Source organism: Micromonospora rhizosphaerae (assembly GCF_900091465.1).
Classification (GTDB): domain Bacteria; phylum Actinomycetota; class Actinomycetes; order Mycobacteriales; family Micromonosporaceae; genus Micromonospora; species Micromonospora rhizosphaerae.
The window spans coordinates 5,832,627-5,859,127 of the sequence record NZ_FMHV01000002.1 but is presented as its reverse complement, the minus strand read 5'-3'; the positions used below and the strand labels follow the sequence as shown (position 1 = coordinate 5,859,127).

Sequence of the window (26,501 nt, the reverse complement as noted above, 5' to 3'; positions counted from 1 at the left end):
TTTCGCTGTGACCGTGGGAATCGTGATCGGCAGTACCCGGCCAGGCCGGGTGGGTGGCCAGATCGGGGCTTGGATGGCAGGGCGAGTCGGCTCGGATGGTGACCTCATCGACCTTGTCGAGCAGGGGCTGCCCCTGCTAGATGAGCCCGAGCACGCTTCCACCGGGCGCTATGCGCATGCACACACCCGCCGGTGGAGTGAGCGGGTTGCCGGCTGTGACGCGCTGGTGTTTGTGACCCCGGAGTACAACAGTTCGTTTCCGGCATCGCTGAAGAACGCGCTGGACTTCCTCTATCACGAGTGGCGCGGCAAGCCAGTCGGCGTCGTTGCTTACGGTGGGATCTCCTCGGGTGGGCGGGCTGCGCAGTCACTGCTGCCGGTGCTGGTACACCTCGGGATGGTGCCGGTAGGCACGCTGCTCGTCCGGTTCCGCAACCACCTCACCGACGGCCGCTTTGTCTCCAGCGACGCGCTCAATGCCGACGCCGACGACCTGCTCGACACAATTCGCAAGGCCAGCAAGCCGGTCGCCCGCCGGTGAGGCTGGGTCGTTCGTTCGCGCTCCTGTGGGCAGGGCAGAGCGTTAGCCTGGCCGGTGATCAGCTCACCCGCCTGGCCCTCCCCCTCGTCGCCGTGCTAGTCCTGCACGCCACACCCGGACAGGTCGCCGGGCTCGCCGCGGCCGGCCAACTACCTTCCCTGATTGTGGCGCTACCGGCCGGCGTCTGGGTCGCCCGGTTCGGACTGCGCCGCACGATGCTCGCCGCCGACATCGTGCGCTGCGCCGCGATCCTGTCTGTGCCAGTGTTCGGCGCGGCCAACTATCGACAGCTGCTGGCGGTGGCCGTCGTGGTCGGCATCGCCACGGTCCCGTTCCAGATCGCATACCAATCGGTGGTGCCCGCACTGGTCCCCGCCGAACTGGTACCAGCGGCCAACCGCCGACTGGCCCTGTCCGAGTCTGCAGCCAGACTTTTGGGCCCCGCTGCCGCCGGCCTGCTCGTCGGAGCAGTCGGCGCGGTCCGCACCCTATACATCCACTCCGCCAGCTACCTGATCAGCGTCGTCACCCTCGCCGCAATCCACGCGGATAGCCCAACCGGCCGCACGGACACCGGCGGCATGGCCCGCCAAGTCATCGCCGGCTGGCGGTACGTACTCGCCACTCCGCCACTGCGCGCACTGATGTGGGCCAGCGCCCTGTTCAACGCCGGCTTCGCCGGCTACGAAGCCCTCCTCGCAATCTTCGCGATCCGCACCCTCCACCTGGCGCCAGGCATCCTCGGTCTAACGCTCTCCGCCGCCGGAGTCGCGATACCCCTAGGTGTCGCACTCAGCCGCACCGCAGAACGACGCACAGGACGCGGCCCGACACTGCTGCTCGCGGCCGCCCTGTCGGCCGCCGGCCCGTTCCTAGTCGCCACAGCCACCCCAGACACCGCCGCCTGGCTGCTCGCCGCCGCCTCATTCATCAGCGGAATCGGCGGCGGCTGCTGGGCCGTCACCGCACTCACCACCCGCCAGCTACTCAGCCATCCCGACATGCGCGTCCAAACCACCGCCATCCACCGCTTCGTCTCCCTCGGCGTCCTAGCACCCGCAGCGTGGGCGGCCGGCCTCACCGCCGACACCGCAGGCCCCCGCTGGGCCATCCTCACCTTCGCCGCCCTAGGCGCACTCTGCCTCCTGCCCCTCCTCCATATCCCCCGCCACTCCTGGTCGCCCAGTCACTCCACGGGCTACTTGACGCAGTAACGGCGTCGGCCTACTACGCGACGAGGCCGTGGTGGCGTTGCGGCGCGTGCACCCCGGGCAGGCCCCTGGCCTGCCGGCGACTGCCGGCCCGAGGGGTCGCAGAGGCTCCGGGGTCAAGGGCGGCCCGCAGGGCCGTCGCGCAGCGACGCGAAGCGCCCTTGACCTTGGAGGGGCGGCCCCGCACACTCCGCGCCGCATCGCCACCACGGCCGGCGGTGACACGCTCTGCGCCGCGGGCTTGTGGCCGCGCGGCCCGGCCGGCTGCCGGCCCACAAACCCACCGGTCGACGGCCTGTCGTTCCACGGCGGCCCTCCAGGCTCCCCGCTTTCCGCGCCAGCCGCTGGGCATCAGGTGTGACGGCCGCAGAGCGACAGCGGCAGCGGCCGGCGCGCGCCCAGGCGGCGGCGCGTGCGGCCCGTCAAGGGCCGCCTCGAGCGTCAGCGCGGTACGGATGTTTGCCTCGGTCTCGGGCGTCTGCTCGCGCTGGTAGTCCCACACGGTCTGCCAGAAGCCGGCCACGAACCCGGCGTCGTAGCCGTTTCCGTTCTGGGTAATGATCGCGGTGATGGCGGCCGGGTTGGCCAGCGCGAGGCGCCAGCCGATCGGGGCGCCGTAGTCCTGGACGTACATCGCGTATCGCCCCACACCCACTCGGTCGAGCAATCCTGCGGTGAGGTCGGCCAGGGCATCGAAGGTGTAGTCGAACTCCTCGACCGACGGGGCGGCAGAGAGCCCGAACCCGAGGTGGTCCGGAGCGATCACACGGTATCGATCGGCCAGCGCGGGGATCAGGTTGCGGAACATGAACGAGCTGGTCGGGAAGCCGTGCAGGAGCACGATCGCCGGGCCGTCAGCCGGGCCGGCCTCCCGGTAGAACAGCCGCTGGCCCTGCACGGTCGCGTGGCGGTAGTGAACAACAGTCATCTCTAACCCCTCTAAATCACTTTGATGGTTAGACCCAAGCACGAGTTGATGTAACCTGTCAAGCAACGTTTGGGGGTTAGATTGTGACCGTGCCCGCGACTGACGAGACCGATGAGATCCTGCTGCTCGACCTGCTCAACACCACACCCGTCATCGACGGGTCAGCACGTGATGAGCTGGCCACCTTCGAGGCCGGCCGGAAGTGGCTCACCGCCCACAGCCAACCGGCCTCTGAGGACGAGTGGCGCTCCCTGATCGACGTGCGCTCGGCACTGCAGGACATCGTCCGTGGTGAGGGAGAACCGACCTCCGTCGCGCGGTTCGTGGAAGGCGTGAGCTGCCGGCCGTCCCTCGTCGCCGATGGACTCACCTGGACCCTCAACCTGCCCGAAGGGCGATCGGCGGCCGCCCGAGCGGTGCTCGCCTGGAACGCGCTACGGGTGTCCAGCCCCGGGCGCCTACGCCCCTGCGCCAACCTGGAGTGCCGGCTGTATCTCATCGACCACAGCAAGTCAAACAATGCCCGCTGGTGCTCGATGGCGATCTGCGGCAACCGCATGAAAGCCCGACGACACTACGAGCGCGCCCGTCAGGCCCGGACGACCTGAAGGAGCGCCATCATGGCACGCCTACTGTCACTCAACGTCGCTATACCTAGGGACGTGCCCTGGCAGGGCGGGACCATCACGCCGCGATGTCCAAGTATCCGGTCACCGGTCCACGCATGCTCCGCACCCTGAACGTCGATGGCGACGGGCAAGGCGATATATGGCGCGGCTACGACGGCGAGATTCGGGCCGTGCTCGCGAGTCCTACGACGACTGGCGACAGTGGCTCGGACGCGACGACCTCGAATGCGGCCTGTGGGGGTGCCAATACCCTGGTCAGGTGGTCTGAGCTGGGGCTTTACGCGACGCGTTCGTATTCGTTGATGAGCCCTGCCGAAGGTGGGTCGGCGTTTGATCCGTTCGTGGGTCAGGTCGACGACGGGTCGGTCGGAGCGTGGTGCTGCAGCTGCAACGCCCGATGGGGACATCGCCCGTTGTAGTGACGGACGTACCGGCCTTCAACGTTCGGCGCACGGTCAGGCGGACCATCACCAACCGGACGCGCGCGCAACATCGGTACAGACTGATGTCCTGCCGCCGAGCACACGACCGCAGGTTTGCGACCCCAAACCAAGACGGAGAAACGAGAAGCCTGTGGGGCTCGTAAAGCCGGTTCGGCTATGCTGCCTGCGAATACTCGTTGATCAACCCGCCGAGGATCGGGCGCCGTCGGACCCTGGCGGTGGTCAAGTCAGTGGCTCCCGATGGCGGGTTGGGCGGCTGCTGGCCGAGCGATCGATGTGGGCGGTGGCCGTAGTGGGCCATGTACTCGGCGAGGACGGCCGCGAGGTGGCGCTGGCCGACGATGAACATCCGGTCGGTGCACTCCCGGCGTATGGTGCCCACCCACCGCTCGGCGAACGCGTTTGCCCGGGGAGCCTGCGGCGGGGTCTTGATCACGTCGATGCCTTCGGCGGTGAACACGGCGTCGAAGGTGTGAACTTCTTGTCGCGGTCGCGGAGCAGGAACCGCAGGCTTGCCGCGCGTTGGTCGAGGTCCATCAGTAGGTTCCGTGCTTGCTGCGTCACCCAGGCGCCGGTTGGATGCGCGGTCACTGCGCCGAGGTGAACCTCCCGGGTGGTGATCTCGACGAAGAACAGCACGTAGATCCGCTTGAGCAACACCGTGTCGACGGTGAAGAAGTCACAGGCCAGGATTGTGTGAGCCTGGGCGGTCAGGAACTGTTTCCAGGTCGGTCCGGACCGCCGGGGTGCCGGGTCGATCCCGGCCTGGTTGAGAATCTTCCACACCGTGCTGGCCGCCACCGGGTAGCCCAAGCCGACCAGTTCACCCTGGATGTGGCGGTGCCCCCACGACGGGTTCTCCGCCGCGAGTCGCAGCACCAGGTCACGGACCTGTTTGTCAACCGGTGGCCGGCCCGGCCGGGCATGTGGGTACGTCCATCGTCGGGCGACGAGTTCGCGGTGCCACCGCAACAGCGTGGCCGGGGTGACGAAGAACGCGGACCCAGCGCGGGCGGGGCAGCAGCCGCGACAGCGCCGCCAGAACCATCCGGTCGGCTGGTTCGAGGACGGGGCGGGTCACCTGTCGGCGCAGCACCGCCACCTGATGGCGGAGTACCAGAATCTCCGCATCCTTGGCCCCACCGTCGCGGGCGATCTGGGACAACATCTGCAGGATCTGGTGCAGCAGCAGGTACAGCAACGACGCGCTCATGGCCACGAGCACGATGGCTGCTCCGGGCTCGAGCTCGCACAGAACCACTCTTCAGACAGCCGAACCGAGTATTCGAGCCCCACAGGCGGTCGGGTGCGCCGTGACGCCCAGGACGCGGATGCGGCGGCTGGCGTGTTCGATCACCGTCAGGATGTACATCCGCGCTCCGGTCAGCGTCACGGTCTCGATGAAGTCTGCGGTCAGCAGCGCTTCGGCTTGGGAACGTAGGAAGTCTGTCCAGGTGGTGGCGGCCCGGTCGGGTGCCGGGGTCGATCCCGGCCTGGCGCAGGATCTCCCAGACGGTGGACGGGGCGACGTTGATCCCGAGCGTGAGCAGTTCGCCGTGCACCCTGCGATACCCCCAGCTGCCGTTCTCCTTTGCCAGGCGCAACACCAGCACTCGGATGGAGCGCAGGGTGCGGGGCCGGCCGCGTCGCTGTGGCCGCGATGCCGCGGCGTGGCGGTGGGTGATCAGGTCACGGTGCCAGTTGAGAATCGTGTCGGGCCGGAGCAGTAGCCGCAGACCCCGCAGGGTCGGCCTCGGCAGTGGGTGCAGTAGCGCGGCCAGCCGCGCCCGATCGACTGGCTCGAACCGGACGCGCTGCGCGTCGAGCTGGCGCTGCAGCACCGCGAGCTGATGGCGCAACGACAGGATCTCGATGTCCTTGTCACGGTCGCCGCCAGGCAGCAGCGTAAACGCGTTCGTGATGCCCAGGTACGCGAGTCGCAGCAGCATGAGGCGGCATCATCGCGTAGTCGTCGGTGACGATCGGTACGGGCGACGTCCTCGGCCAGGCGAAGGCCGGACCTGGACGTCAAGAGAGCCCGCGAGCTGCACGGATGCCTTTTCGGCAGGTACAGGGCCGCCGCATTGTGCGCTCGGCCCTCGGCTCGCGTTCAGCGGTACGGCGAGAAGTCGGGCGGACGCTTCTCGGCGAATGCCTGGGCGCCTTCCATACCCTCCTCGGAGTGCGCGAACAGTTCCAGTCCGTCGAACGCCAGGTGGGACAGGCCGCCGATGTGGTCGCTGTCGGCGTTAAACGAATGCTTGAGAAACCTCAGGGCCGTGGGGGAGTAGGACCCGATGCGGCGACCCCACTCCAGCGCCTTTTCCATGAGTTGCTCGGCCGGCACGACCTGGTTGACCAGTCCCCACCGTTCGGCCGTCGCGGCGTCGTAGAGGTCGAGGAGGAACCAGATCTGCCGCGCTCGCTTCTCGCCGACGACGCGGGCGAGGTACGCCGAGCCGAACCCCGCGTCGAAGGAGCCGACGCGGGGGCCGCTCTGCCCGAACCGCGCGTGCTCGGCCGCGACGGTGAGGTCGCACAGGACGTGCAGCACGTGACCACCGCCGACCGCGACGCCGTTGACGGCGGCGATCACCGGCTTTGGGATGTCGCGGATGATCCGGTGTAGCCGTTCGATCTCGAAGGTGCCCCACTCGGTCTCACCGTAGGACCCGGTCTCCGCGCGCTCCTTGACGTCCCCGCCGGCGCAGAACGCTTTGTCGCCGGCGCCGGTGAGTATCACGCACGCCACGCGCTTGTCCGCCCAGGCGTGCTTGAACGCGTTAATCAGCTCGTCCACTGTGCGGCCGCGGAAGGCGTTATAGCGGTCCGGCCGGTTGACCGTGATTACCGCGACGGCATCCTCCTCGCGTACCTCGTAGGCGACGTCGGTGAACTCCTCGACCTTCACTTCTGGCTCCCTCACTGAACCTCTACGACGATGGCCTGACCCTGGCCGACTCCGATGCAGGCGCAGGCGACACCAACCCCGCCGCCGCGGCGGCGCAGTTGCCGGCACAGGTCGGCGACGACCCGCAGGAGCGACGCCCCGAGCGGGTGACCGATCGCAATCGCGCCCCCGTTCGGGTTGACCCGCTCGAGGTCGATCTCCGGCAGTCCGCGCAGCGTCGAGAGCACCATCGCGGCGAACGCCTCGTTTATCTCCCACACGTCGACGTCCCGGTGCCCGAGACCGGCTCGCGCCAACGCGCGCTCGACGGCGGGCACGGGGGCGATGGAGAAGCGGTCCGGCTCGACGGCCACGGTCGCCGAGCCGAGGATGCGCCCGAGCGGGGTGAGGCCCAACTCCTCTGCGGCCCCGCGTGTGCCCACGAGGAGGGCGAGGGCGCCATCGTTTATCGGCGACGAGTTGCCGGCCGTCACCGTCCCGTCCGAGGCGAACGCCGGGCGCAACGCCGCCAGCTTCGCGGCGTTCGTGTTCGGCCGTACCGATTCGTCGCGCCGCACGACCGTGCCGTCCGGCGCCGTCACCGCCATGACGTAGTCGTCGTGCAGCCCTGTCTCCCAGGCCGCGCTCGCGCGCTCGTGACTACGCAGCGCCCACGCGTCCTGCTCGTCCCGGCCGATGCCGAGCTCGGCGGCGACCCGCTCCGCGCACCCGCCAAGGGAGCCGGTCCAGTGCGCGGGAAGGCGGGGGTTGACCATTCGCCAGCCGACCGTCGTCTGGTGCAACTCCATGCTGCGGGGCAGCGCGTCCTCCGGCTTTGGCAGGACGAACGGCGCACGGCTCATCCCCTCGACGCCGCCGGCGATGACCAGGTTGGCCTCGCCGACCGCGACGGTACGCGCGCCGTGCAAGAGGGCCTCCCCGCCGCTGGCGCACAGCCGGTTGACCGTCGTTCCCGGGACCGTGACCGGGAGACCGGCGAGCAGCCCCGCCATGCGCGCGACGTTGCGGTTTTCCTCGCCCGCGCCGTTCGTGTTGCCGTAGACCACGTCGTCGATATGTTCGGGGTCGAGCCCGGGGTGGCGGGCGACGAGTTCCGCGATGGGCAGGGCGGCAAGATCGTCGACGCGGATCCCGGACAGGCCGCCGCGGTAGCGACCGAACGGCGTGCGGACGGCGTCGAGGATGACGGGAGACCTGAGCTCGTTCATATGTCGCTATCTTGACGGTCGTCGCCGCTGATTGACAAGATGCGGGTGTCCGTCAGCTCTAATCAGGCGAGGAGTCCCCCGTGCCAGCCGCGACGCGTACCTGCCTCGTCACCGGTGCCGGCCGAGGAATCGGCCGCGCCGTGGCGCAGCGACTTTCGGCCGAGGGTCATCGTGTCGCGCTCACCGCGCGCTCCACCGATCAGCTCGGGCAGGTCGCCGCGACGTTGCCCGGGCCGTCGCTCGTGCTTCCCGCCGATATCACGGTGGCCTCCGCCGTTGACGAGGTATTCGCGGCGGTCGAGGCCGAGTGGGGCGCGGTCGACGTGCTGGTCGCCAACGCGGGGTCGGGGGTTTCGGCCAAGCTCGCCGACACCACCGACGAGATGTGGCGGGGTCAGCTTGACCTGCTGCTCACGGCGCCCTTCCGGTGCGTACGCCGGGCGGTACCCGGGATGGTCGAGCGCGGATTCGGTCGCGTGGTCGTGGTCGCCTCGATCGCGGCCAAACGGGGCGAGCCCTACATCGCGGCGTACACAGCCGCGAAGCACGGGGTTCTCGGGCTCGTCCGCGCCGCCGCCGCCGAGTTGGCGAGTAGCGGCGTGACGGTCAACGCGGTGTGTCCGGCGTACGTCGACACGCCCATGACCGATGTTACGGTGGCCGCGATCGCGGAGAAGACGGGCCGTTCGCTGGCGGAGGCCCGCGCGGCGCTCGCCGCCCGGCAGCCCATCGGGCGCCTGGTCACGCCAGAAGAGGTCGCCGAAGCGGTGTGGCTCTGCGCTGTCAACGGGGCGGTGACGGGCCAGGGCATCAACGTGGATGGCGGCGCCGTCCAGTCCTGATGGAGCGGAGGGTGTTCTAATGGCGCGGAGGGAAGGGAATCCAACTCCTATGGAACGTGTCAACCCGCACGAGTTGGCGCCCCCGTCCGGGTTCTCGCACGCTGTCTCGGTCGAGCGCGGTCGGCTAGTGTTCCTCGCAGGCCAAACCGCGCTCGATGCGGGCGGGCGCATCGTCGGTGACACAGTCGTGGAGCAGTTCGAGCGCGCCCTGACCAACCTGGTGACCGCGCTGAAGGCGTCCGGCGGCGAGGCCGCTCACCTGGTCAGCCTGACGGTCTACATCGTCAACATGGAGGACTACCGGTCGCACGCGCGCGAGATCGGTGCCGTCTGGCGGCGGGTGGTGGGCCGTGACTACCCGGCGATGGCGGGGATCGGCGTGGCCCGGCTCTGGGACGTCGAGGCGCTCGTTGAAGTTCAGGGGATCGCGGTCGTACCCGGCTAACGGCCAGTGATCGCGCGGACGTGCCGGTGAGCGGGCTCGCGCAGCAGAAGCTGCAGCGACTCGAACAGGTCGGCGGCGCGGGAGCCGTGCCAGTTGGCTGGGAGGAGCTCGACGGGCAACCCCGGGTCGAGGAACGGGAGCCGCCGCCAATGGGTGAGCGCCCGGATATAGTCCGCGAACGCTTGGCCTTCGTCCAGCGACCGGCGGCGGCGCCACCGGGCTAGTACCGGTTGCCAGGACGTGCGGAACTCGTCGTACAGCCGCTGCAGTCCCTCGAGGTTCCACCACTGGTCTATGCAGGCGCGAATGTCGGCAAAGGCGAGGTACTCGGCGCGGAACAGGTTGACGTAGGAAGTCAACTCGAGGCGCTCGAGTTCCTCGCGCGCCTCGTCATAGAGGTGCGCGGGGGCGATCCAGACGCCCGGCGCCGCAGTGCCGAAGCCGAGCCACGTCAGCCTCGAGCGCAAGACGTGCCGGCGGTCGCGCTCGGATTCGGGCACCGAGAAGACCGCCAGCACCCAGCCGTCGGAGAGGCGGGAGACGGGCCGCTGGAAGATGCGCCGGTCACCCTCCGCGAGAATTTCCCGGGCCCGCTCCGAGAGCGCGTAGCCGGCCGAGCTATTGAGCTTCGCGGCCTCGAGGATGCCGCGGCGCTTCAGCCGGGAGATGGATGAGCGGACGGCCGGCTCGTCGACCTCGAGATCGGCCATGAGCCGGATGAGGGAGGAGACCGAAAGCCAGCCGCCGGCCTCCCGCGCGAACGCCCCGTACGTGGTCACGATGAGGGCTCGTGGCTGCAGCCCGCGGGTCTCGCCGACCCCCTGTGGATCGGCCGTCAACGTCGTCACGGATGAACGATAGCGGCAGGACGACGCGGTGGTTTCGACACACCCCCGCGAGGTGCTCGCGCGGCCCGCACCGCCGCCCGACCTGATCGTTTTGATCGCTCGAGGATCACGTTGCCGCCGTGCGCCACCCGCGGTGGGCGGTCGCGTCGATCGAGTTCCGCCGGGTCGGCCAGCAAAGGGGTCTGGCTCCGGACCTTCGACGACGTCGCCCTTGCCGTCGATCGGGTGCCGGGTCTGGTCGGCAGAGGCGCTCGGTCCGCAGGTGTGGCTCGTGCTGGTCGGGCACTCCGCGGGCGTCACGGCGGTCGGATGCCAACGGGGCGAAACGGCTGCTCCGCGTGGCTGAACCGATCGGCCGTTGGTTGAATCTTATCGCGCTTTCTTGACTTCCGTCACAGTACTGACAGACTAAGCGCATTGCGTACGACCCTTGAGGTGATTCATCGTGCTCAAGCCCACGTGCGACGCCGTCTTAACCGGCGCCCCGTTGCTCGCGTTCACGTTCGGCCTCGGCGGCATCGTCGTCTTTCCGCTGCACGCCGGCGCCGCCGGCTCGCTGCCGAACAAGGTGGGCCCTGACTGCTCGCGGACGCCGTGGCCGAGCACGGCGACCGCCCAGTCGCAGGCCGAGACGGTGGTGCCATGAGGATCGAGGCGACCGAGGCGGCGAGCGTCATCGTCCAGCGACGGGTGGAGTGGCCGGACACCGACGCGGCCGGCCACTACCACCACTCCACCGTCATCCGCTGGATCGAGTCGGCGGAATCCGTCCTGCACGAGCGGCTCGGACTGCTCGACCTGTTCGGGGTGGTCCCGCGCGTACGTTACGAGGTGGACTACCTCGCGCGGCTGTGGTTCCGCGACCGGGTCGACATCGAGATCCGCGTTGCAGCGGTCGGACGTACGTCGGTCACCTACAGCTTTGAGGTGCGCCGTGGGGGCGAGGTCGCGGCGCGCGGGTCGATGGTGGCGGTCAGCTCCGACCCACAGGTCGGCGGCACGATGCCGTGGCTGGACGAGGTGCGCAAGGCGCTTCTGGAGTCCGGTCCGCAGGCGCGTGAATTGATCAGCGGCGCCTGAGCGAGCCGCGCACGAGCGACTGATAACCATCCATTGTGGCTGGACCAAGTCGGTCAGGAAAGATTGTGCAACCACATCCGGACGCCCGGGAGCCGGAGAGCGATCGGCATGGGCGCCGAGCAGGATAGCGTTCTCAGGCGAGGGCCCGCCTCATAGCGGCATGAAGCGGCCGCCGTTGACGTCGAGCACTACGCCGGTGATGTACGACGCCTCCTCCGAACAGAGGAACAGGATCGGGTCCACGGCCTCGCGCAGGTCGGGGAAGCGGCGCAGCGGGATCGCGTCGAGGACTTCGTCGCGCTCGGCGGACGGCATGGCGTCGTACATGCCCTGTAGCCGCCCGGTGAGGAAGAGCCCGGGAGCGACCGCGTTGACCCGCACGCCCTGCGGCCCCACCTCGCGGGCCAGCCTGCGGGTAAGTCCCAGCACGGCCGCCTTGCTGGTGGCGTAGGGGACGCCGGTGACAGGCGAGGGCTGCCGGCCGCCGATCGACGAGGTGGTGACGATGGATCCGCCGCCGGCCGCGACCAGATACGGCACGGCCGCCTGGCAGCAGTAGAGCGTCCCCTTGACGTTGACGTCTATGACGAGATCGACGTGCTCGGGTTCGATTTCCGCCAGGTCCCGTGGCGTGCCGAGCGAACCTCCGGCCAGCGTGACGAGCACGTGGGGCCCGCCGAGACGTTCGTGAACCTCGCGCATGAGGGTGGTCACTGCGCCCGGATCGCGCACGTCAACGACGAAGCCGGCCGCTTCGACGGCGTGCTCGACGCGCAGGGCCTCGACCGTCACGTCCACCGCCGGGCGGTTCACGTCAACGACCGCGACCGCGGCACCTTCGGCGGCCAGGCCGTCGCAGATCGCGCGGCCGATGCCTCCCGAACCGCCGGTGACCACTGCCGTGCGTCCGCGAAACCGGGGCCATCGAGCCATCCTCGATCTCCTACCGTTACCTTGACGACCGACGAAAACACAACATACTCTCGATCCGTCGGTTCGGACAACGGGAGGTGTCGGTGCGCATCGCGGTCATCGGTGGGGGCGCGGGTGGGCTGTATTTCTCCGCTCTCGCCAAGCAACTCGGCCCGCAGCACGAGATCACAGTGTGGGAACGCAACGCACCCGACGATACCTTCGGCTTCGGCGTTGTGTTCTCCGACGAGACCCTGGGCGGTATCGAGCACGCCGACAAGGCCATCTTCAACGCGATGGAGCGGGAGTTCGCCCGCTGGGACGACATCGACATGCACTTCCGCGGTGAGGTGGTGACGAGCGGAGGCCATGGCTTCGCCGCGATGAGCCGCCGGCGCCTTTTGCAGATCCTGCAGGAGCACTGCCGGGACCTCGGTGTGACCCTGCACTTTTGCACCGAGGCGCCGAGCGCCGACGAGCTGTCGCGCAGCTACGATCTGGTGGTCGCCGCCGACGGACTCAACTCGATGATCCGCGCCAAGTACGCCGATACCTTCCAGCCGAGCATCGACGTGCGTCACTGCAAGTACATGTGGCTCGGCACCGACCTCGTTTTCGACGCGTTCAAGTTCTACGTCTGCGAGACGCCGTACGGCGTCATGCAGATCCACGCCTACCCGTACAACGCCACTGGCTCGACGTTGATTGTCGAGATGCACGAGAGCGTGTGGCGGGCCGCCGGCTTCGACGTGCTCGCCGCGGGGGAGTTCCCGCCGGGACATAGCGACGAAAAGTCGATCGCGAGGGTGCGCGAGTTGTTCGCCGACATCCTCGGCGGCCACGAGGTGCATGCGAACAACTCAAAGTGGATCAGTTTTGCGACAGTGCGTAACGAGACCTGGCGGCACGGCAACGTCGTGCTGCTCGGCGACGCCGCGCACACCGCTCACTTCTCCATCGGCTCGGGGACGAAGCTCGCCATGGAGGACGCGCTGGCGCTCGCGGCGTGCCTGCACGAGCAGCCGACGGTTCCGGCGGCGGTCGAGGCCTACGAAGCAGAGCGCAAACCGGTGGTGCTCTCCACGCAGCGCGCGGCGCAGGCGAGCCTTGAGTGGTTCGAAAACCTCGGCCAGTACGTCCACCAGGAGACGCCGCAGTTTGCGTTCAACATCATGACCCGCAGCCGTAGGGTCACCTACGAAAACCTACGCCTGCGTGACCCCGAGTTCGTCGAGCGCGTCGACGAGTGGTTCGCCGACCACTCCGCCCGTCGTAGCGTGGCGCCCGGAGACGTTCGCCCGCCGATGTTCCAACCGTTCCGGCTGCGTGGCCTGGAGCTGAAAAATCGCGTCATCGTCTCGGCGATGGACATGTACAAGGCGGTCGACGGCCTTCCCAACGATTTCCACCTTTCCCACCTCGGCGGCAAGGCGCTCGGCGGTGCCGGCCTGGTGATGACCGAGATGGTCTGCGTCTCGGAGAGCGGACGCATCACGCCGGGTTGCGCTGGCATGTACCGCCCCGAGCACGAGGCGGCCTGGCGGCGGGTCGTTGACTTCGTACACACCGAGACCACGGCCAAAATCGGCATCCAGGTCGGACATTCAGGGCGCAAGGGTTCGACCAGGCTGATGTGGGAGGGGATCGACCAGCCGCTGCCCGATGGCAACTGGGAACTCGTCGCGCCCTCGCCGCTGCCCTACCGGCCGGGCGTCAACCAGGTGCCCCGCGAACTCACCCGCGCCGATATGGACGAGATCCGCGAGCAGTTCGTCCAGGCCGCGCAGATGGCCGCGCGGGCCGGCTTCGACCTGCTCGAATTGCATTGCGCGCACGGCTACCTGCTGTCGAGCTTCATCTCGCCGATCACCAACCATCGCACTGACTCCTACGGCCGGTCGCTGGAAGGCCGGCTGCGCTACCCGCTCGAGGTGTTCCGCGCGATCCGCGACGTCTGGCCGCAGGACCGTCCGATCTCGGTGCGCATCTCGGCCACCGATTGGGTCTCCGGTGGCATCACCGGCGAGGACGCGGTGGCGATAGCGAGTGCCTTCGCCGACGCCGGCGCCGACGCCATCGACGTGTCGACCGGGCAGGTGACGCCGGAGGAGAAGCCGGCCTTCGGACGCTCCTACCAGACGCCGTACGCCGACGCGATCCGTAACCGGGTCGGCATCGCGACGATCGCGGTCGGTGTGATCAGCTCGTACGACGACGTGAACTCGATCGTGCTGGCCGGTCGGGCCGACCTTTGTGCGGTCGGGCGCGCGCACCTCTACGACCCGAACTGGACCCTGCATGCGGCTGCCGAGCAGGGGTACCGGGGACCGGGCGCGGAGTGGCCCGATCCGTGGCAGGCGGGGCGCCGCAGACCGCAGACGGGGCGTACCGACGGGCCAAAGCCGCGGCTGCAGCTTGTCCGTGAGGGTGAGCCCGGGACCCGGCACGCCCGATGGCAGCCGGCGAAGTGACTCCCTGACCCCTGGAAGGCGGAACGCGTGATCGCTGCGGAGACGGTCGTCCGGACCCCCGCACTCGGCGTCGTCCATGTGGTCGGTGTGGTCGGCAGCGGCAACTTCCATGTCACCGACGCCCTCGTCGCATCCGGCGCACGGTTCGTCGCCGCTTGGGACGAGTGTGGTGCGGCCACCCTGGCCGACGCCTTCAGAAGGCTCGGCTCAGACAACGTCGCTGTCCGCTCCGTTTACCCCCAAATTCAGGAGGGACCTTGATCAACACAGCCACACCCCCCGTAAAGCCGAGGGGCCATGCCCGGACCCTCGTCGTTGCCATGTGCTTCGCGGCGATCATCTTCGACGGTTACGACCTCATCGTCTACGGCACTGTCGTCCCCACGCTACTCGGCCGTGATGAGTGGGCGCTCACCCCGCCTGAGGCCGGCCGCATCGGCTCGTACGCGCTCATGGGCATGCTCGTCGGCGCCGCCGTCGTCGGCACCGTCACCGACCTGGTGGGTCGCCGCCGGATCATGCTCGGCTGCGTGACGTGGTTCTCGCTCGCCATGGGCCTGTGCGCGCTCGCGCCCACGCCCGAGCTTTTCGGCCTGGCCCGGTTCGTGGCCGGCATCGGGCTGGGCGGCGTCGTGCCCACCGCCATCGCCCTCACCATCGAGTACGCCCACCCACGGCACCGCAGCCTCACCAACGCGCTGATGTTCTGCGGGTACTCCGTGGGGGGCATCCTCGCGGCGCTCATTGCGATCCCAACGATCCCGGCGCTCGGCTGGCGCACGATGTTCTGGATCGGGATGGCGCCACTTGTGCTGTTCGTGCCGCTCGCGTTCGCCCTGCTGCCGGAGTCGCCGAGTTTCCTGCTCGCCAAGGGACGCCGCCAGGAGGCCGAGCGGCTGGCCGCCCGGTTCGGGCTCGTCCTCGACGAGCGCGACATCGTCGCGGAGTCGGCGCCGGATCGGCAGGAGACGAAGCGGTCCGCCGTCGCCTCGCTGTTTTCCCGCAGCTATCTGGTCGCGACCCTGCTGTTCTGGCTCGGCACCGCCGTCGGCCTCCTGCTCGTGTACGGCTTGAACACCTGGCTGGCCCAGATCATGCGCCAGGCCGGCTATCCCCTCGGGTCGGCGCTGGCGTTCCTGCTGGTACTCAACCTCGGTGCCATCATCGGCACGCCGCTGGCGGGGATCGCCGCCGATCGCCTCGGGTCCAAACGCGTCATCACGGCGATGTTGCTCACCGCCGCGGCGTGCATCTTCCTGCTCAGCCTCCGGCTGCCGACGCTGGCGCTGTACGCCCTCGTCGCTGTCGCGGGGGCCTGCACGATCGGCACGACGATCCTCGTCAACGCCTACACCGCCAACCACTACCCGGCGCGGGCTCGCGCCACCGGCCTGGGCTGGGCTCTGGCCGTTGGCCGGCTCGGGGCGATCGTCGGCCCGGTGTACGGCGGCCTGGTGCTCGCATCGGACCTCGGGCTGGCGGCGAACTTCTACGCCTTCGCAATCCCGGCGCTGGTCGGCGCCGTGGCGGTGGCGCTGATACCGCGGTCGCCCGTCGACCGGCGGGAGGGCGCTTGCGAAGGCAGCGCAGAAACGGAGCTAGCGTCCGCACATTGAACCGCTGACGGGCGGAGGGCGCGCGGACGGTGCGCCTTCCGTCCACAGCGGCAAAGACGAGGCGACTGCCGATCTCCGAAAACGTTTGGCATCTTGACGATCGAAAGAGAAACGTGAGGACCTCAGCCGTGTCCAACCCGCTCCGCGCACTGTGGTCGGCGCGCTCCGTCGCGGTCGTGGGCGCCTCCGCGCGACCCGGTTCGCTCGGCCGGCTGCCCGTGGAGTACCTCCGCCGCCACGGCTACGGGGGCGCTGTCTATCCGGTCCGTCCCGACGGCGGCGAGGTGCTCGGCCTCCCAGCCTACCCGTCGGTGCAGGCCTGCCCCGGCCCGGTGGAGCTCGCTATGCTGCTCGTCTCCGCCGACAAGGTGCCGGGCGCGATCGACGACTGCGTGGCCGCCGGCGTCCCGGTCGCCATCGTCTGCTCGAGCGGCTTCGCCGAAACCGGCGAGGTGGGCGCGCGGCTGCAGGACGAGATCGTCGCGAAGGCGCGGGCCGGGGGTTTGCGGCTCGTCGGCCCGAACTGCATCGGTGCCGTCGGCGTCGAGACCGGGCTGGTGGCCTCGTTCAGTCCGCTGTTCTCCGGCGCGCAGACGGCGCTCGTACCCGGTCCGCTCGCCTTCGTCAGCCAGAGCGGAGCCCTCGGATACGGCACGGTCAGCCTCGCCTTCGAGCGGAGAATCGGTTTGGGCCAGGTGGTGACGACGGGCAACGAGGCGGACGTCACCGCGCTGGAAGCCCTCTGCGCGCTCGCCGAGGAGCCCGGGTGCACCGGGCTGCTCGGCTACGTCGAGTCGCTCACCGACGGCGCCGCGCTGCGCCGGCTCGCCGCGTCTGGGGTGCCCGTGGCACTCCTGAAAGCGGGGCGATCCGAAGCCGGTCAGCGGGCGGCGGCCTCGCACACAGGTGCCCTGGCGGCTGGCGACCGGGTCGTCGATGCCGCCCTGCGGCAGCTTGACATCGTGCGGGTCGAGGACGTCGACGAGCTACTCGACGTCGCGCAGGCGTTCGCGCAGCCCCGACGCCCGGCCGGGCCCCGGGTGGCCGTGGTGACGACCAGCGGCGGATCCGGCATCCTCGCTGCCGATGCGATCGAGCGGTACGACCTGCGGCTGGCATCCCTGGGTCCGCAGACCGGTGCGGTCCTGCGCGAGATCGTGCCAGCGTTCGGCGCCACGGCCAACCCGGTCGACGTCACGGCCACCGTGATGGGCGACCCGTCGTTGTTCGACCGGGCCCTGGACGCGGTCGCCGACGACCCCGAGGTCGATTGTGTGGTCGCGTGCTTCTGCGTCCTCACCGGCGATGACGTCGCCCAGGTGGTCACCTCGCTGGAGCGGATCGCCGCCGCCACCGGCAAGCCGGTCCTGGCCGCGCGGACCGGCGCTGAGCACCTCGCGCCGGCGGCGGCCGCCGCCCTGCACGCTGCCGGCATTCCGGCCTACCCGACCCCTGCCCGTGCCGTACGCGCGGCCGCGGCCCTTTGGCAGGTGAGTCGGCCGCGCCGCGGCGTCGCGCTCCCCGGGGGTAGCCGCTGCATTCCCGCCCCGGCACCCGGCGCCACGGAGGCCGAACTCAAGGCGCTGCTCGCGACGACCGGCCTGCCGGTACCGCGGCATCGGATCGCGGCGAATCGCGACGACGCGGTGGCCGCGGTCGCCGAGGCAGGTGGTCGCGCCGTGTGCAAAGCCGTTGTTCCCGGCTTGCTGCACAAGACCGAGGCGGGGGGCGTCGTACTGGACGTCACCGAGGCCGACGCCGCGGCGACGTACGACCGGCTCGCGGCGTTGGGCGGTGACGTGCTCGTCGAGGAGCAGGTCGATCAGGGCGTCGAGGTGCTCGTCGGCGTGGCACCCAGCCCGTTGGGCCCGGTGCTGACGGTCGGTCCGGGCGGCGTACTCACCGAGGTGTTCGACGACGTGGCGCTCCGGCTGCTGCCCGTAACCGCGCACGACGTGCGGGAGATGATCGCCGAGACGCGCGTCGCGTCGCTGCTCGCCGGCGTCCGCGGCCGGACGCGCGCCGATGCGGACGCCCTCGTGGAGCTCGTCGTCCGGCTCGCCGACACGGTCGCCGCCTGGCCCGCCGGCTTCGAGCTTGACCTGAACCCCGTAGTCGTGCTCCCCCGGGGAGCACGCATCCTCGACGCCGCCTACGCGGCACCCCCTGAGGAGTGAGCACATGGACATCGGCCGTCTCGTCGCCCGATCCGCCCGCCGTTACGCTGGCCGCCGAGCCCTCGACGGGCCGCAGGGCCGGCAGACCTTCGCCGAGTTCGGCGAGCGGGTGGCCCGGCTGGCGCGCGGGCTGCGCTCGCTCGGGCTCCAGCCCGGGGACCGGGTACTCGATTTGCAGCCGAACCAGAACACCTATGTCGAGACCGATCTGGGAATCCCGGGCGCCGGCCTGGTGCGGGTCGCGCTGAACTACCGGCTACACCCCAGCGACTGGGCGCGAATCGCCGACGACTGTGGTGCGGTGGCCCTCGTCTACGACGCACGGTTCGCGGAGCAGACCGAGGAGCTGCGGTCCGGCCTGGACCCGGACCGGGTGGTCGTCATTGGCGACGCCCCGGGCCGGCCGTACGAGAAGCTGCTCGCCGAGCAGAGCGCGCTACCGCTGCTGCTGTCCTGCGACCCTGACTCGCTGTGCGGTCTGCACTACTCGAGCGGAACCACCGGACATCCGAAGGGCGCGCAGCGCAGCCACCGCAACCGGATGGCAAGCCTGGTCAACATGGTGACCGACGTGGTCGGGTCGCTGCCCGGGCCGGACGACGTGTACGTACACGCAGGTCCCATCACCCACACGAGCGGACTGTTCGTGCTGCCCTTCCTCGCGCACGGAGCCACCCAGCTGATCCTGCCCACCTGGGACCCCGAGGCGCTGGTGGACGCCGTCGAAAACCGCGGCGCCACGCACACCGCGCTGGTACCGACGATGATTGCGCGCCTGTTGGCCGTGCCCGAGGTCGACCGCGACCGCATGCGAGGACTCAAGATGCTCGGCTACGCCGGCGCGCCGATGCCGTCGGAGCAGATCCGGGCGGCCCATGAGCGGCTCACCCCCAACCTCGTCCAGTACTACGGCCTGGTTGAGGCCATCCCACCGGTCACCATCCTCGACGCGGCCGACCACGCACGCGGACTGACCGACGCGCCCGCCCTGCTGACCAGCGCCGGCCGGCCGGCGTTCGGCGTCGAGGTGAGCATCGTCGACGAGAGTGGCCGTGAGGTGCCCGTGGGCGAGGTCGGGGAGGTCGTGACCCGCGGCGACCACGTCATGCCGGGCTACTGGAACGCCGAGGGCAGGGCGGACCTGTCCAAGAGCGTTCGGGACGGATGGCTGCACACCGGCGATCTCGGCCGGTTGGACGATGCCGAGCGGCTGTGGCTCGTCGACCGAAAGGGCGACATGATCATTTCTGGTGGCTACAACATCTATCCCCGCGAGGTCGAGGACATCGTCGCCGAGGTGCCCGGTGTGCACGAGGTCGCCGTCGTCGGAGTGGACGACCGTGACTGGGGCCAACGCGTCGTTGCCCTCGTCACCGTCGAGCCGGAAACGAGCGTGACCCCCGAGGCGATCATCGAGCACTGCCGCGCGCGCATGGCGTCGTACAAGAAGCCGAAGGACGTCCGCCTCGTCGACTCCTTCCCACTCAACTCCACCGGCAAGATCGCCAAGAAGCAGCTGCGCGAGCAGCTCAATGCGGAGGCAACGGCAACATGGAACGGCTGAAGTCCGACTACGCCCCCCAAGGCGCGGAGCGCCCGGGGGAGTACCCGTACACACGGGGTGTATCCAGCGAGCCCGCGCCATGGATTATGGGGCAGTACGCCGGGTTCGGCACGCCTCGGGAGTCGAACCAACGCTTTCGTCAACTCCTGGACGCCGGTGTCACCGGCTTCTCGGTCGCGCTCGACCTGCCCACGCAGATGGGTCTGGACTCTGACGACCCGCTCGCCGCGGGGGAGGTGGGTCGGGTCGGCGTGGCGATCGACTCGCTCGCCGACATCGAGATCCTCATGGACGGCATCCCGCTCGAACGCATCTCGCAGGTGCGCACGACGGCGAACTCGATCGGCTACATCTGGGCGGCGCTCTTCATCGCCCTCGCCGAAAAGCGCGGCGTCGACCCGGGCGAGTTCGGCATGTTCATTCAGAACGACGTGCTCAAGGAGTTTGTCGCGCGCGGCACCCAGATCTTCCCGCCCACCCCGTCGCTGCGGCTGTCGGTCGACGTGATCGAGCACATCTCCCGGCACGTCCCGCGGTGGGTGTCGCTCGCGATGAGCGGCTACCACCTGCGCGAGTCCGGGGCGGACGCCGTACAGGAGGTGGCCTTCACCTTCGCCAACGCTCGCGCCTATCTCGACGAGGCGGTCCGGCGTGGGCTCGACGTCGACCAAGTGGCCCCGACTCTGTTCACGTTCCTGGCCATCACCACCGATTTCCTGCCGGAGGCCGCGAAGTTCCGCGCGGCCCGCCGAGTCTGGGCGCGACTCATGCGCGAGACGTACGCCGCCCGCGACCCGCGCAGCGAGCAGCTGCGCATCTTCGCCTTCACGGCCGGCTCCACGCTGACGGCGCAGCAGCCGCTCAACAACGTCGTCCGGGCGACGGTGGAGGCGATGGCCGCCGGCCTGGTCGGCGTGCAGACAATGCACGTGTCGGCGTATGACGAGGCAGTCGGGGTGCCGACGGAGGCGGCGGCGACGCTGGCACTGCGTACGCAACAGGTCGTTGCCTTCGAGACGGGTATCACGCAGACCTGCGACCCACTCGCCGGCTCGTACGCCGTCGAAGCGTTGACCGACGACCTGGAACAGCGCATCTGGACGGCGCTACGGGAGATCGAGGAGCGCGGTGGCGCGCTGACGTGCGTCGAGGACGGCTGGTTCGCTCGCCGGCTCTCCGATGGCGCCTACCGGCTGCAGCGGGAGGTCGAGACGGGCGAGCGGGTGGTCGTCGGCCTCAACCGCTGGCCCGCGGACGCCGAGCCCTTGGAGGTGTTCGCGATCGATCCCGCACTGGAGGCGGAGCAGGCCCGGTCGGTGAGGCGGCTGCGGGAGGGGCGGGACGCTGCCGCGGTTGAGCGCTGCCTGAGGGACCTGTCTGATGCGGCGCGCGCCAGCGAGAATGTGGTGCATGCCTGCGTGGCCGCGGTGAAGGCGTACGCCACCATCGGTGAGATCGTGCAGCGGCTACGACTTGTCCACGGTGCATGGGAGTCCACCGCCACGTACTGACGTCGGTGCACTGCGCCCATTGGTGGCGTACGCGAGCCGGTCGCTGCGCCGGCGACCACAGGACCGTCCCGCTCACCCGTGCCATCCGGCTGATGTCCCTGGCGTCGCAGAACTCGGGCTGGTCCCGAACGGCACGGAGTCTGATCCATTAAGCGAGGTCCGCCCCGCTGGAGGGAGCAAGCCGGGCTGTGAGCTGGGTGTCGTGTGCCGGTCCGGGATTTTCCGGACCGGCACACCGAGGGACATCCGTCAGCGGGCCACCAGGGCCAGGACACGGCATGGGCTTCCCGAACCGTTGACGATCGGCAGTGGTGCGGCGATCACGAGGGCGCCGGTGACCGGAAGCCTGTCGACGTTGCGCAGCTGGGTGAGGCCGTACTTGTTGGCGCCGAGGAACATCTGGTGGCACGGGAAGGGCGGATCAAAGGCGAACGCGCCGCCGGCGTCGGTGCCCACGGTCTCCACGCCCAAGCCCAGGATGCCGGTCCCCGAGAGGTAGCGAGCCGCCTCGGGGGTCAACCCGGGCGTATGGGGACCGTTGTCGTCGGCGTTGGCGAAGGCTGCCGGGTCGTCGCCGCGTGCCGACCAGCCGGTGCGGTAGATGAGCCAGGCGTGATCGGGCAGCTGGCCGTACTCGGCCTCCCACTTCTCCACGTCGCCGACGTCGAGGAGGTAATCGGGGTTCTCGGCGACCTCGGCGGTCTTGTCGATGACCACGGCCGGTCCCATCAGCCGTTGGGCCGGGACCTGGGACACGTCGTCGAGGTCCTTTCCGCTCACCCAGTGGTTCGGTGCGTCGAAGTGGGTGCCGGTGTGCTCCCCGGTGCGGAAGTTGTTCCAGTACCACGCCGGGCCCCGGTCGTCGTATCTGCTGATCTCCTCCAGCTCGAATGTTGCTGTCTGTCCCATCTCCGGGGGGAGCTGGAGGATCGGGGTGCCCGGGTGCAGCGGCGAGGTCAGGTCGATCACCTCCACCGAACCGTCGACCAGCCGGGCGGCGAGACTGCTGAGGTCGGCCATCGGGGGTTCCTTTCGTTTGGCGGTTTCGTGGGCTCTGTTCGTCGGGTCAGGCGCTACGGGTCGTCGGCTGGTTCTGGATCGCGGCGAGTCCGGCCTGAAGCGCCTTGCCGTCCTCGTCGGCGAGGGCGGCCGACCGGAGCCGGGCGAGCGCTGGCGCGGCGTCGGGCAGTGCCGCCAACGTCGCGGCTGCCTCGATGAGCTTTGTAAAGCTCTCTGTTCCGTGCTGGTGGGTCTGGCCGTAGCCCTTGAGCACCTGCTGACACTCGACGATCTCGCAGGCCAAGGCGTAGTCGTCGGCCGCCGTTGCGACGGCCAGGTCGAGCCAGGCGTCGATCGCCTGCTGCTCACGGCCGAACCGCAGCGACCGGGGTCGCAGCGGCCGCATCCTGGCCATCACCCACAGCATGGTGAAGCCGATGATCGAGGTGGTGTTCACCACCATGCCGTGGCGCGTGAGCCGTGCGACCAATTTCCGGGAGAACGCCGACCCGGCCAGCCAACGGCCTAGCCGGGTGGGCAGTGTGTCGGTGATCTCGTCGATCTGCGGGTGGAGGTACTCGCGGACCTGCATCAGCTGACCGGGAGCGGCGTGTGCCTCGGCGCGCACCCCCGCTAGCCGGGCGCGGCGGATCTTCTGCAGGGCGACGTGGATGGTGTCCTGATAGCACATCCACAGCGCGACGTGCCTTGCCGCCTCGGTGGTAAGTCTCGCCTCACCGGATGGGTCCGGCTCCAGCGCCGCCAGCCGTGCCACCCGGTCCAGGTAGCGGTCGGTGTAGGAGGGGTCCTGGTAAACCGCGGTCCGTGCGCAGCCGCGCAGCAGCATCGACCGGGCTGCCTCGGGGAACTCGGTGCCCACCCGCTTGGCTTGGTTTTGTAGGCCCGGTCCCACGAGGTGGCCCGGGTCGGTCGTGGCCACCGCCCGCCTCTGCTCCTCCTCCGCTGCCGCCACAGCGGCGCCGTCCCCGGAGGGCCGGCGGCCGATGGCCACCGGAACCGGCTCGCGCTTGGGCGCGACGGGCCGAGGAGTAGGTTGCGGGGGTGGCTGTTGGGCAGCTTGGTATCCCAGCGCGAAGGCAGCCAGCGAGGTGTCCACCGCCTTGCCGGAGTCGCATACCGCGGCCTCGAACTCCTCGCGGGAGAACGGCAGGACGTTGGATCCGGCCAGGCCGCCGAACAGCGAGGCGCTGATCACGCTCCGGGACTGTTCGGCAAGCTGCATGAAGTCCGTGCCGATGAACTTCTTGGAGCCGCGGTGGGCGGCCTCCAGCAGCTCGTTGCTGTCCACTCGGCCGTCGCCCAGGGCAATCCGTTCGCTGATCGCATAGACCCGGTTGGTGGAGGCGATCAGGACGGTGCGGTCGGGTGTGCAGAAGCCGCGCTGGATGGCTCGCCCGGCCTCCAGCAGCTCTGACGCGATGACGATGTCCACCTCGCCGGGAGTGGGAAAGACACTCAGCACCGGTTCGAGTCGGCCGCCAGCGGCCGGGTTGCCGCGCGGCGGCGGGAACATCTCGACGTAGTACACGGTTGCGCCGGTGCGTTGGGCGACTCCGGCCACGGACGTGTTCTGGGCGGTGTAGCCGGCACGTTCGCCCATGGCGACGATCCAGTCGGCGAGGACGCCGCCGCCCTCGCCGCCCATGGCGAGGATGGCGATCGTGATCGGGCGCTGCCCATCAACCCAGCTGGACATCAGGCCACCTCGAATTCCGCAGCTCGGCGCTCGACGCGCCCCGACAACACTGAGATCCACGCCGACCGGAGCCAAGCGAGGGTCCGGTCCAACCAGGTCTCGTTGTGCACCACATCGGTCCGGTAGAACGACGGGCACAGGGACGCTGCGTGAGCGTTCGCTCCGCAGACGCCGCAGCCGACGCAGCTGTCCAGCACCGTGGCGACCGGGTCGGTGCGCATCGGGTCCGGGTTGGGCTTGATCGTCAGGGACGGGCAGCCGGAAATGCGGATGCAGGCGTGGTCGCCGGTGCAGGTGTCGGCATCGACGCCGAACCGTTCCTGCACGACCCGCTTGCCAGCCTTGATCGCCTTCGCGTTCTCGGGCTTGACGCGCCGTTGCCGGTTCAGCTGGCACTCGCTTTGGGCGATGATGACCTTGGGGCCGGGTTCCTTGGTGGTCAGGGCCTGGACGAACAGGTCCCGTAGCTCCGCGACCTTGTAGGTATTGGTCACCGTCCGAGCCCATCTCACCCCGATCCCGCGGACCGCCCTCTCGATGGGGTGCTTGGTCGACCGGATTGGGTTGTCGGCTTTGGAGGAGAGGACGTCCTGGCCTCCGGTTGCCGCGCTGTAAGCGTTGTCGACGACGACGAGCAGTTGGTCGTTGTTGTTGAAGACCGCGTTGCCGACCCCGCTGGTCAGGCCGTTGTGCCAGAACCCGCCGTCGCCCATGATCGCGATCGTCCGGTGGTCGGCGTCCTGGGAGTTCAGCGCGGCAGCGCCGGCCGAGCCGAGACCGTAGCCCATGGTCGTCGCCCCGAGGTTGAACGGTTCGTTGATGGCGAACAGATGGCAACCGATGTCGGCGCTGACGTGGTGCTGCCCGGTCTCGCGCTCGGCGAGCTTGAGGGCGCTGAAGATCGGGCGCTCAGGGCAGCCGGTGCACAGGCCCGGCGGGCGTGGCTGCACCACCGGCGGTGCGACCCGGACGGCGAAGGGGCTTCGCGGGTCGTCGTCTGGGAGCAGCAGCGCGGGCTCCCCGTCAAGCGCGTCGGGCAGGTACGTGTGCAGGAAGGTAGACAGTCCGCGGGTCACGGCCGTCGCCGTGTACTCGCCGGCGGCCGGTAGGAGGTCCTTGCCGTGCAGGGCGGCTGTCGCACCCGCCCGCCGTAGGATGGCGTTGAGGTTCTGCTCGATGTAGTCGGGCTGGCCCTCTTCGACCATCAGGACGGCGCGCTTGCCGGCGCAGAAGTCCAGGATCTCCGAGTCCACCACGGGGTAGGTCACGTTCATGACGTAGATAGGAACTCGTGTGCGGCCGTAGGCGTCGGAGCAGCCGAGCAGTTCCATGGCACGGTTCAGGGTGTTGTAAAGGCCGCCTTGGACGATGATGCCGACGTCGGCGGTCCCGTCGCCGAACACCTCGTTGAGACCACGTTCGCGGATGAACTTGACCGCAGCCGGCCACCGTTTGGCGATCTTCTCCTGCTCGTGTAGGAAGCTCGCCGGCGGAAGCACGATCCGGCTGAGGTCGCGGACAGGGTTCTCGATGGCGTCCTTGACCGTCATTGGCGGACGGATGCTGTCCTTGGCCACGAAGCTCCCGTGAAGGTGGCACGAGCGCAGCCTGAGCTCGAGCATCACCGGTGTGTTGCTCGCCTCGGACAGCTCGAAGCCGGTTTCGACTGCGTTCACGATCGCAGTGATGTTTGGCCGGGGGTCCAGCAGCCACATCTGCGACTTCATTGCGAAGGCGTGCGACCTCTCCTGCATGATGCTTGAGCCCTCGCCGTAATCCTCACCGACGATGATCAACGCGCCACCGGTCACGCCGCCGCTGGCCAGGTTGGCCAGGGCATCGGAGGCTACGTTGGTGCCGACCGTCGACTTGAACGTGATCGCGCCGCGTAGCGGGTAGTGCACCGACGCGGCCAGCATCGCCGCCGCAGTCGCCTCCGAGGCGCTGTTCTCGAAGTAGACGCCGAGTTCCTCGAGGATCTCGTGTGCGTCCCCCAGTACGTCCATCAGGTGCGAGATAGGTGCCCCCTGATAGCCGCCCACGTAGGCGACACCGGACTGCAGGAGCGCTTTGGTCACCGCGAGGATCCCCTCGCCGGTGAACGTCTTCCCGGCACCCTGACGCAGCTTCAGGACTTCAGTGGCGAACGACCGCTCAGCCATCCCACGTTCCTCTCGACCTCTTGCGAACTTCTCTCTAGTAGGCCGCGCCCTGGTACATCGCCCCTGTGCAAGCCCTACGGCCAGCTGGGCCTGGACCCCCCGCACAATGACGCTGCTGGCCGCGGAGCCGGGGGCGACCACGTAGCGCACCACCTCGGCCGGCAGGTCGGTGTTGCGGTAGTTCACCCCTCGCCTCGCCAGCTCGTCGGCGAGCTCGGCGTACGCCGGCCCGCCAAGAACAACGGGTTCCAGCTCGACACCAGTTCCACGGTGTAGACGGGGAACA

24 protein-coding genes are annotated in these 26,501 nt (G+C 69.2%); 14 read left to right on the top strand and 10 right to left on the bottom strand.

The window, feature by feature from the left end:
- Nucleotides 1-7 precede the first annotated feature (7 nt).
- Together GA0070624_RS27630 and GA0070624_RS27625 are read left to right on the top strand one after the other, a co-directional pair.
- The gene (locus tag GA0070624_RS27630; RefSeq protein WP_218105342.1) at nucleotides 8-541 is read left to right on the top strand and encodes an NADPH-dependent FMN reductase; all 534 of its coding nucleotides are present in this window, start codon (nucleotides 8-10) and stop codon (nucleotides 539-541) included.
- A complete protein-coding gene (locus GA0070624_RS27625; protein ID WP_091345797.1) occupies nucleotides 538-1,755 on the top strand; it encodes an MFS transporter in 1,218 nt (405 codons plus the stop codon). Before GA0070624_RS27630 ends, GA0070624_RS27625 begins: the two co-directional genes overlap by 4 nt.
- A gap of 13 nt (nucleotides 1,756-1,768) precedes the next feature.
- Here the strand turns inward: GA0070624_RS27625 and GA0070624_RS27620 are convergent, their stop codons facing one another.
- Nucleotides 1,769-2,680: an alpha/beta fold hydrolase gene (locus tag GA0070624_RS27620; RefSeq protein WP_091345796.1), complete on the bottom strand. Its 912-nt coding sequence runs from the start codon at nucleotides 2,678-2,680 to the stop codon at nucleotides 1,769-1,771.
- 89 nt (nucleotides 2,681-2,769) lie between these two features.
- On the opposite strand from GA0070624_RS27620, the gene GA0070624_RS27615 reads away from it, so the two are divergent.
- Nucleotides 2,770-3,288 (top strand): CGNR zinc finger domain-containing protein, encoded by a 519-nt coding sequence (locus GA0070624_RS27615; RefSeq protein WP_218105341.1) that lies wholly within the window; start codon nucleotides 2,770-2,772, stop codon nucleotides 3,286-3,288.
- A gap of 618 nt (nucleotides 3,289-3,906) precedes the next feature.
- On the opposite strand, the gene GA0070624_RS36175 is transcribed toward GA0070624_RS27615, so the two are convergent.
- Both GA0070624_RS36175 and GA0070624_RS36170 read right to left on the bottom strand, forming a co-directional pair.
- Nucleotides 3,907-4,212 carry a transposase gene (locus GA0070624_RS36175; RefSeq protein WP_245719039.1) on the bottom strand — a complete coding sequence of 102 codons (306 nt, stop codon included), beginning with the start codon at nucleotides 4,210-4,212 and terminating at the stop codon, nucleotides 3,907-3,909.
- Complete coding sequence (locus GA0070624_RS36170) at nucleotides 4,185-4,565, bottom strand: hypothetical protein (protein WP_245719038.1); 381 nt, start codon at nucleotides 4,563-4,565, stop codon at nucleotides 4,185-4,187. Before GA0070624_RS36170 ends, GA0070624_RS36175 begins: the two co-directional genes overlap by 28 nt.
- Nucleotides 4,566-4,737: 172 nt before the next feature.
- Between GA0070624_RS36170 and GA0070624_RS36165 the strand changes: the two genes are divergently transcribed.
- Nucleotides 4,738-5,193 carry a hypothetical protein gene (locus tag GA0070624_RS36165; protein ID WP_245719037.1) on the top strand — a complete coding sequence of 152 codons (456 nt, stop codon included), beginning with the start codon at nucleotides 4,738-4,740 and terminating at the stop codon, nucleotides 5,191-5,193.
- Between the two features lie 669 nt (nucleotides 5,194-5,862).
- Here GA0070624_RS36165 and GA0070624_RS27600 read toward each other — a convergent pair.
- Both GA0070624_RS27600 and GA0070624_RS27595 read right to left on the bottom strand, forming a co-directional pair.
- Complete coding sequence (locus GA0070624_RS27600; RefSeq protein WP_091345794.1) at nucleotides 5,863-6,663, bottom strand: enoyl-CoA hydratase-related protein; 801 nt, start codon at nucleotides 6,661-6,663, stop codon at nucleotides 5,863-5,865.
- Nucleotides 6,664-6,674: 11 nt separating this feature from the next.
- A complete protein-coding gene (locus GA0070624_RS27595; RefSeq protein WP_091345793.1) occupies nucleotides 6,675-7,871 on the bottom strand; it encodes a thiolase family protein in 1,197 nt (398 codons plus the stop codon).
- Between the two features lie 80 nt (nucleotides 7,872-7,951).
- On the opposite strand from GA0070624_RS27595, the gene GA0070624_RS27590 reads away from it, so the two are divergent.
- Nucleotides 7,952-8,713, top strand: coding sequence for an SDR family NAD(P)-dependent oxidoreductase (locus tag GA0070624_RS27590; RefSeq protein WP_091345792.1), 762 nt, complete (start codon nucleotides 7,952-7,954; stop codon nucleotides 8,711-8,713).
- A complete protein-coding gene (locus GA0070624_RS27585; RefSeq protein ID WP_342672758.1) occupies nucleotides 8,691-9,158 on the top strand; it encodes a RidA family protein in 468 nt (155 codons plus the stop codon). Before GA0070624_RS27590 ends, GA0070624_RS27585 begins: the two co-directional genes overlap by 23 nt.
- Here the strand turns inward: GA0070624_RS27585 and GA0070624_RS27580 are convergent.
- Nucleotides 9,155-10,006 (bottom strand): PaaX family transcriptional regulator, encoded by an 852-nt coding sequence (locus tag GA0070624_RS27580; protein WP_091345790.1) that lies wholly within the window; start codon nucleotides 10,004-10,006, stop codon nucleotides 9,155-9,157. The two genes, GA0070624_RS27585 and GA0070624_RS27580, sit on opposite strands and share 4 nt — an antisense overlap.
- A 445-nt stretch (nucleotides 10,007-10,451) precedes the next feature.
- On the opposite strand from GA0070624_RS27580, the gene GA0070624_RS27575 reads away from it, so the two are divergent.
- Both GA0070624_RS27575 and GA0070624_RS27570 read left to right on the top strand, forming a co-directional pair.
- Complete coding sequence (locus GA0070624_RS27575; protein WP_091345789.1) at nucleotides 10,452-10,652, top strand: hypothetical protein; 201 nt, start codon at nucleotides 10,452-10,454, stop codon at nucleotides 10,650-10,652.
- Nucleotides 10,649-11,086, top strand: coding sequence for an acyl-CoA thioesterase (locus GA0070624_RS27570; protein WP_091345788.1), 438 nt, complete (start codon nucleotides 10,649-10,651; stop codon nucleotides 11,084-11,086). Before GA0070624_RS27575 ends, GA0070624_RS27570 begins: the two co-directional genes overlap by 4 nt.
- Nucleotides 11,087-11,236: 150 nt before the next feature.
- Here GA0070624_RS27570 and GA0070624_RS27565 read toward each other — a convergent pair whose 3' ends face one another.
- On the bottom strand, nucleotides 11,237-11,983 hold the full coding sequence (locus GA0070624_RS27565; RefSeq protein WP_245719036.1) for an SDR family NAD(P)-dependent oxidoreductase: 747 nt from the start codon (nucleotides 11,981-11,983) through the stop codon (nucleotides 11,237-11,239).
- Nucleotides 11,984-12,102: 119 nt separating this feature from the next.
- Between GA0070624_RS27565 and GA0070624_RS27560 the strand changes: the two genes are divergently transcribed.
- The 6 genes from GA0070624_RS27560 to GA0070624_RS27535 all read left to right on the top strand — a co-directional run bounded on the left by GA0070624_RS27560 (nucleotide 12,103) and on the right by GA0070624_RS27535 (nucleotide 21,337).
- A complete protein-coding gene (locus GA0070624_RS27560; RefSeq protein ID WP_091345786.1) occupies nucleotides 12,103-14,469 on the top strand; it encodes a bifunctional salicylyl-CoA 5-hydroxylase/oxidoreductase in 2,367 nt (788 codons plus the stop codon).
- A gap of 27 nt (nucleotides 14,470-14,496) precedes the next feature.
- Nucleotides 14,497-14,730 carry a thiamine pyrophosphate-binding protein gene (locus GA0070624_RS27555; protein WP_091345785.1) on the top strand — a complete coding sequence of 78 codons (234 nt, stop codon included), beginning with the start codon at nucleotides 14,497-14,499 and terminating at the stop codon, nucleotides 14,728-14,730.
- A gap of 59 nt (nucleotides 14,731-14,789) precedes the next feature.
- Nucleotides 14,790-16,085, top strand: a complete 1,296-nt coding sequence (locus GA0070624_RS27550; RefSeq protein WP_091345784.1) for an MFS transporter — start codon at nucleotides 14,790-14,792, stop codon at nucleotides 16,083-16,085.
- A 128-nt stretch (nucleotides 16,086-16,213) separates the two neighbouring features.
- On the top strand, nucleotides 16,214-18,262 hold the full coding sequence (locus tag GA0070624_RS27545; RefSeq protein WP_091345783.1) for an acetate--CoA ligase family protein: 2,049 nt from the start codon (nucleotides 16,214-16,216) through the stop codon (nucleotides 18,260-18,262).
- Between the two features lie 4 nt (nucleotides 18,263-18,266).
- On the top strand, nucleotides 18,267-19,826 hold the full coding sequence (locus GA0070624_RS27540) for an AMP-binding protein (protein ID WP_091345782.1): 1,560 nt from the start codon (nucleotides 18,267-18,269) through the stop codon (nucleotides 19,824-19,826).
- The gene (locus tag GA0070624_RS27535; RefSeq protein ID WP_091345781.1) at nucleotides 19,814-21,337 is read left to right on the top strand and encodes an acyl-CoA mutase large subunit family protein; all 1,524 of its coding nucleotides are present in this window, start codon (nucleotides 19,814-19,816) and stop codon (nucleotides 21,335-21,337) included. The genes GA0070624_RS27540 and GA0070624_RS27535 overlap by 13 nt, the downstream gene beginning before the upstream one ends.
- A 249-nt stretch (nucleotides 21,338-21,586) precedes the next feature.
- On the opposite strand, the gene GA0070624_RS27530 is transcribed toward GA0070624_RS27535, so the two are convergent.
- Genes GA0070624_RS27530 through GA0070624_RS27520 form a run of 3 tightly spaced genes read right to left on the bottom strand, consistent with a single transcriptional unit; the run spans nucleotide 21,587 to nucleotide 26,401 of the window.
- Entirely contained in the window at nucleotides 21,587-22,357 is a 771-nt protein-coding gene (locus GA0070624_RS27530; RefSeq protein WP_091345780.1) for a cyclase family protein, read from the bottom strand.
- Nucleotides 22,358-22,403: 46 nt separating this feature from the next.
- Nucleotides 22,404-24,053 carry an indolepyruvate oxidoreductase subunit beta family protein gene (locus GA0070624_RS27525; RefSeq protein WP_091345779.1) on the bottom strand — a complete coding sequence of 550 codons (1,650 nt, stop codon included), beginning with the start codon at nucleotides 24,051-24,053 and terminating at the stop codon, nucleotides 22,404-22,406.
- Nucleotides 24,053-26,401 carry a thiamine pyrophosphate-dependent enzyme gene (locus GA0070624_RS27520; RefSeq protein WP_218105340.1) on the bottom strand — a complete coding sequence of 783 codons (2,349 nt, stop codon included), beginning with the start codon at nucleotides 26,399-26,401 and terminating at the stop codon, nucleotides 24,053-24,055. The genes GA0070624_RS27525 and GA0070624_RS27520 overlap by 1 nt, the downstream gene beginning before the upstream one ends.
- Nucleotides 26,402-26,501: the final 100 nt, after the last annotated feature.

What these genes read in the sequence shown, in the direction of transcription:
- GA0070624_RS27530 (WP_091345780.1), bottom strand. Translation starts at nt 22,357, where the DNA reads ATGGCCGACCTCAGCAGTCTCGCCGCCCGGCTGGTCGACGGTTCGGTG.
- GA0070624_RS27540 (WP_091345782.1), top strand. Translation starts at nt 18,267, where the DNA reads ATGGACATCGGCCGTCTCGTCGCCCGATCCGCCCGCCGTTACGCTGGC.
- GA0070624_RS27535 (WP_091345781.1), top strand. Translation starts at nt 19,814, where the DNA reads ATGGAACGGCTGAAGTCCGACTACGCCCCCCAAGGCGCGGAGCGCCCG.
- GA0070624_RS27595 (WP_091345793.1), bottom strand. Translation starts at nt 7,871, where the DNA reads ATGAACGAGCTCAGGTCTCCCGTCATCCTCGACGCCGTCCGCACGCCG.
- GA0070624_RS27550 (WP_091345784.1), top strand. Translation starts at nt 14,790, where the DNA reads ATGTGCTTCGCGGCGATCATCTTCGACGGTTACGACCTCATCGTCTAC.
- GA0070624_RS27585 (WP_342672758.1), top strand. Translation starts at nt 8,691, where the DNA reads ATGGCGGCGCCGTCCAGTCCTGATGGAGCGGAGGGTGTTCTAATGGCG.
- GA0070624_RS27620 (WP_091345796.1), bottom strand. Translation starts at nt 2,680, where the DNA reads ATGACTGTTGTTCACTACCGCCACGCGACCGTGCAGGGCCAGCGGCTG.
- GA0070624_RS27570 (WP_091345788.1), top strand. Translation starts at nt 10,649, where the DNA reads ATGAGGATCGAGGCGACCGAGGCGGCGAGCGTCATCGTCCAGCGACGG.
- GA0070624_RS27525 (WP_091345779.1), bottom strand. Translation starts at nt 24,053, where the DNA reads ATGTCCAGCTGGGTTGATGGGCAGCGCCCGATCACGATCGCCATCCTC.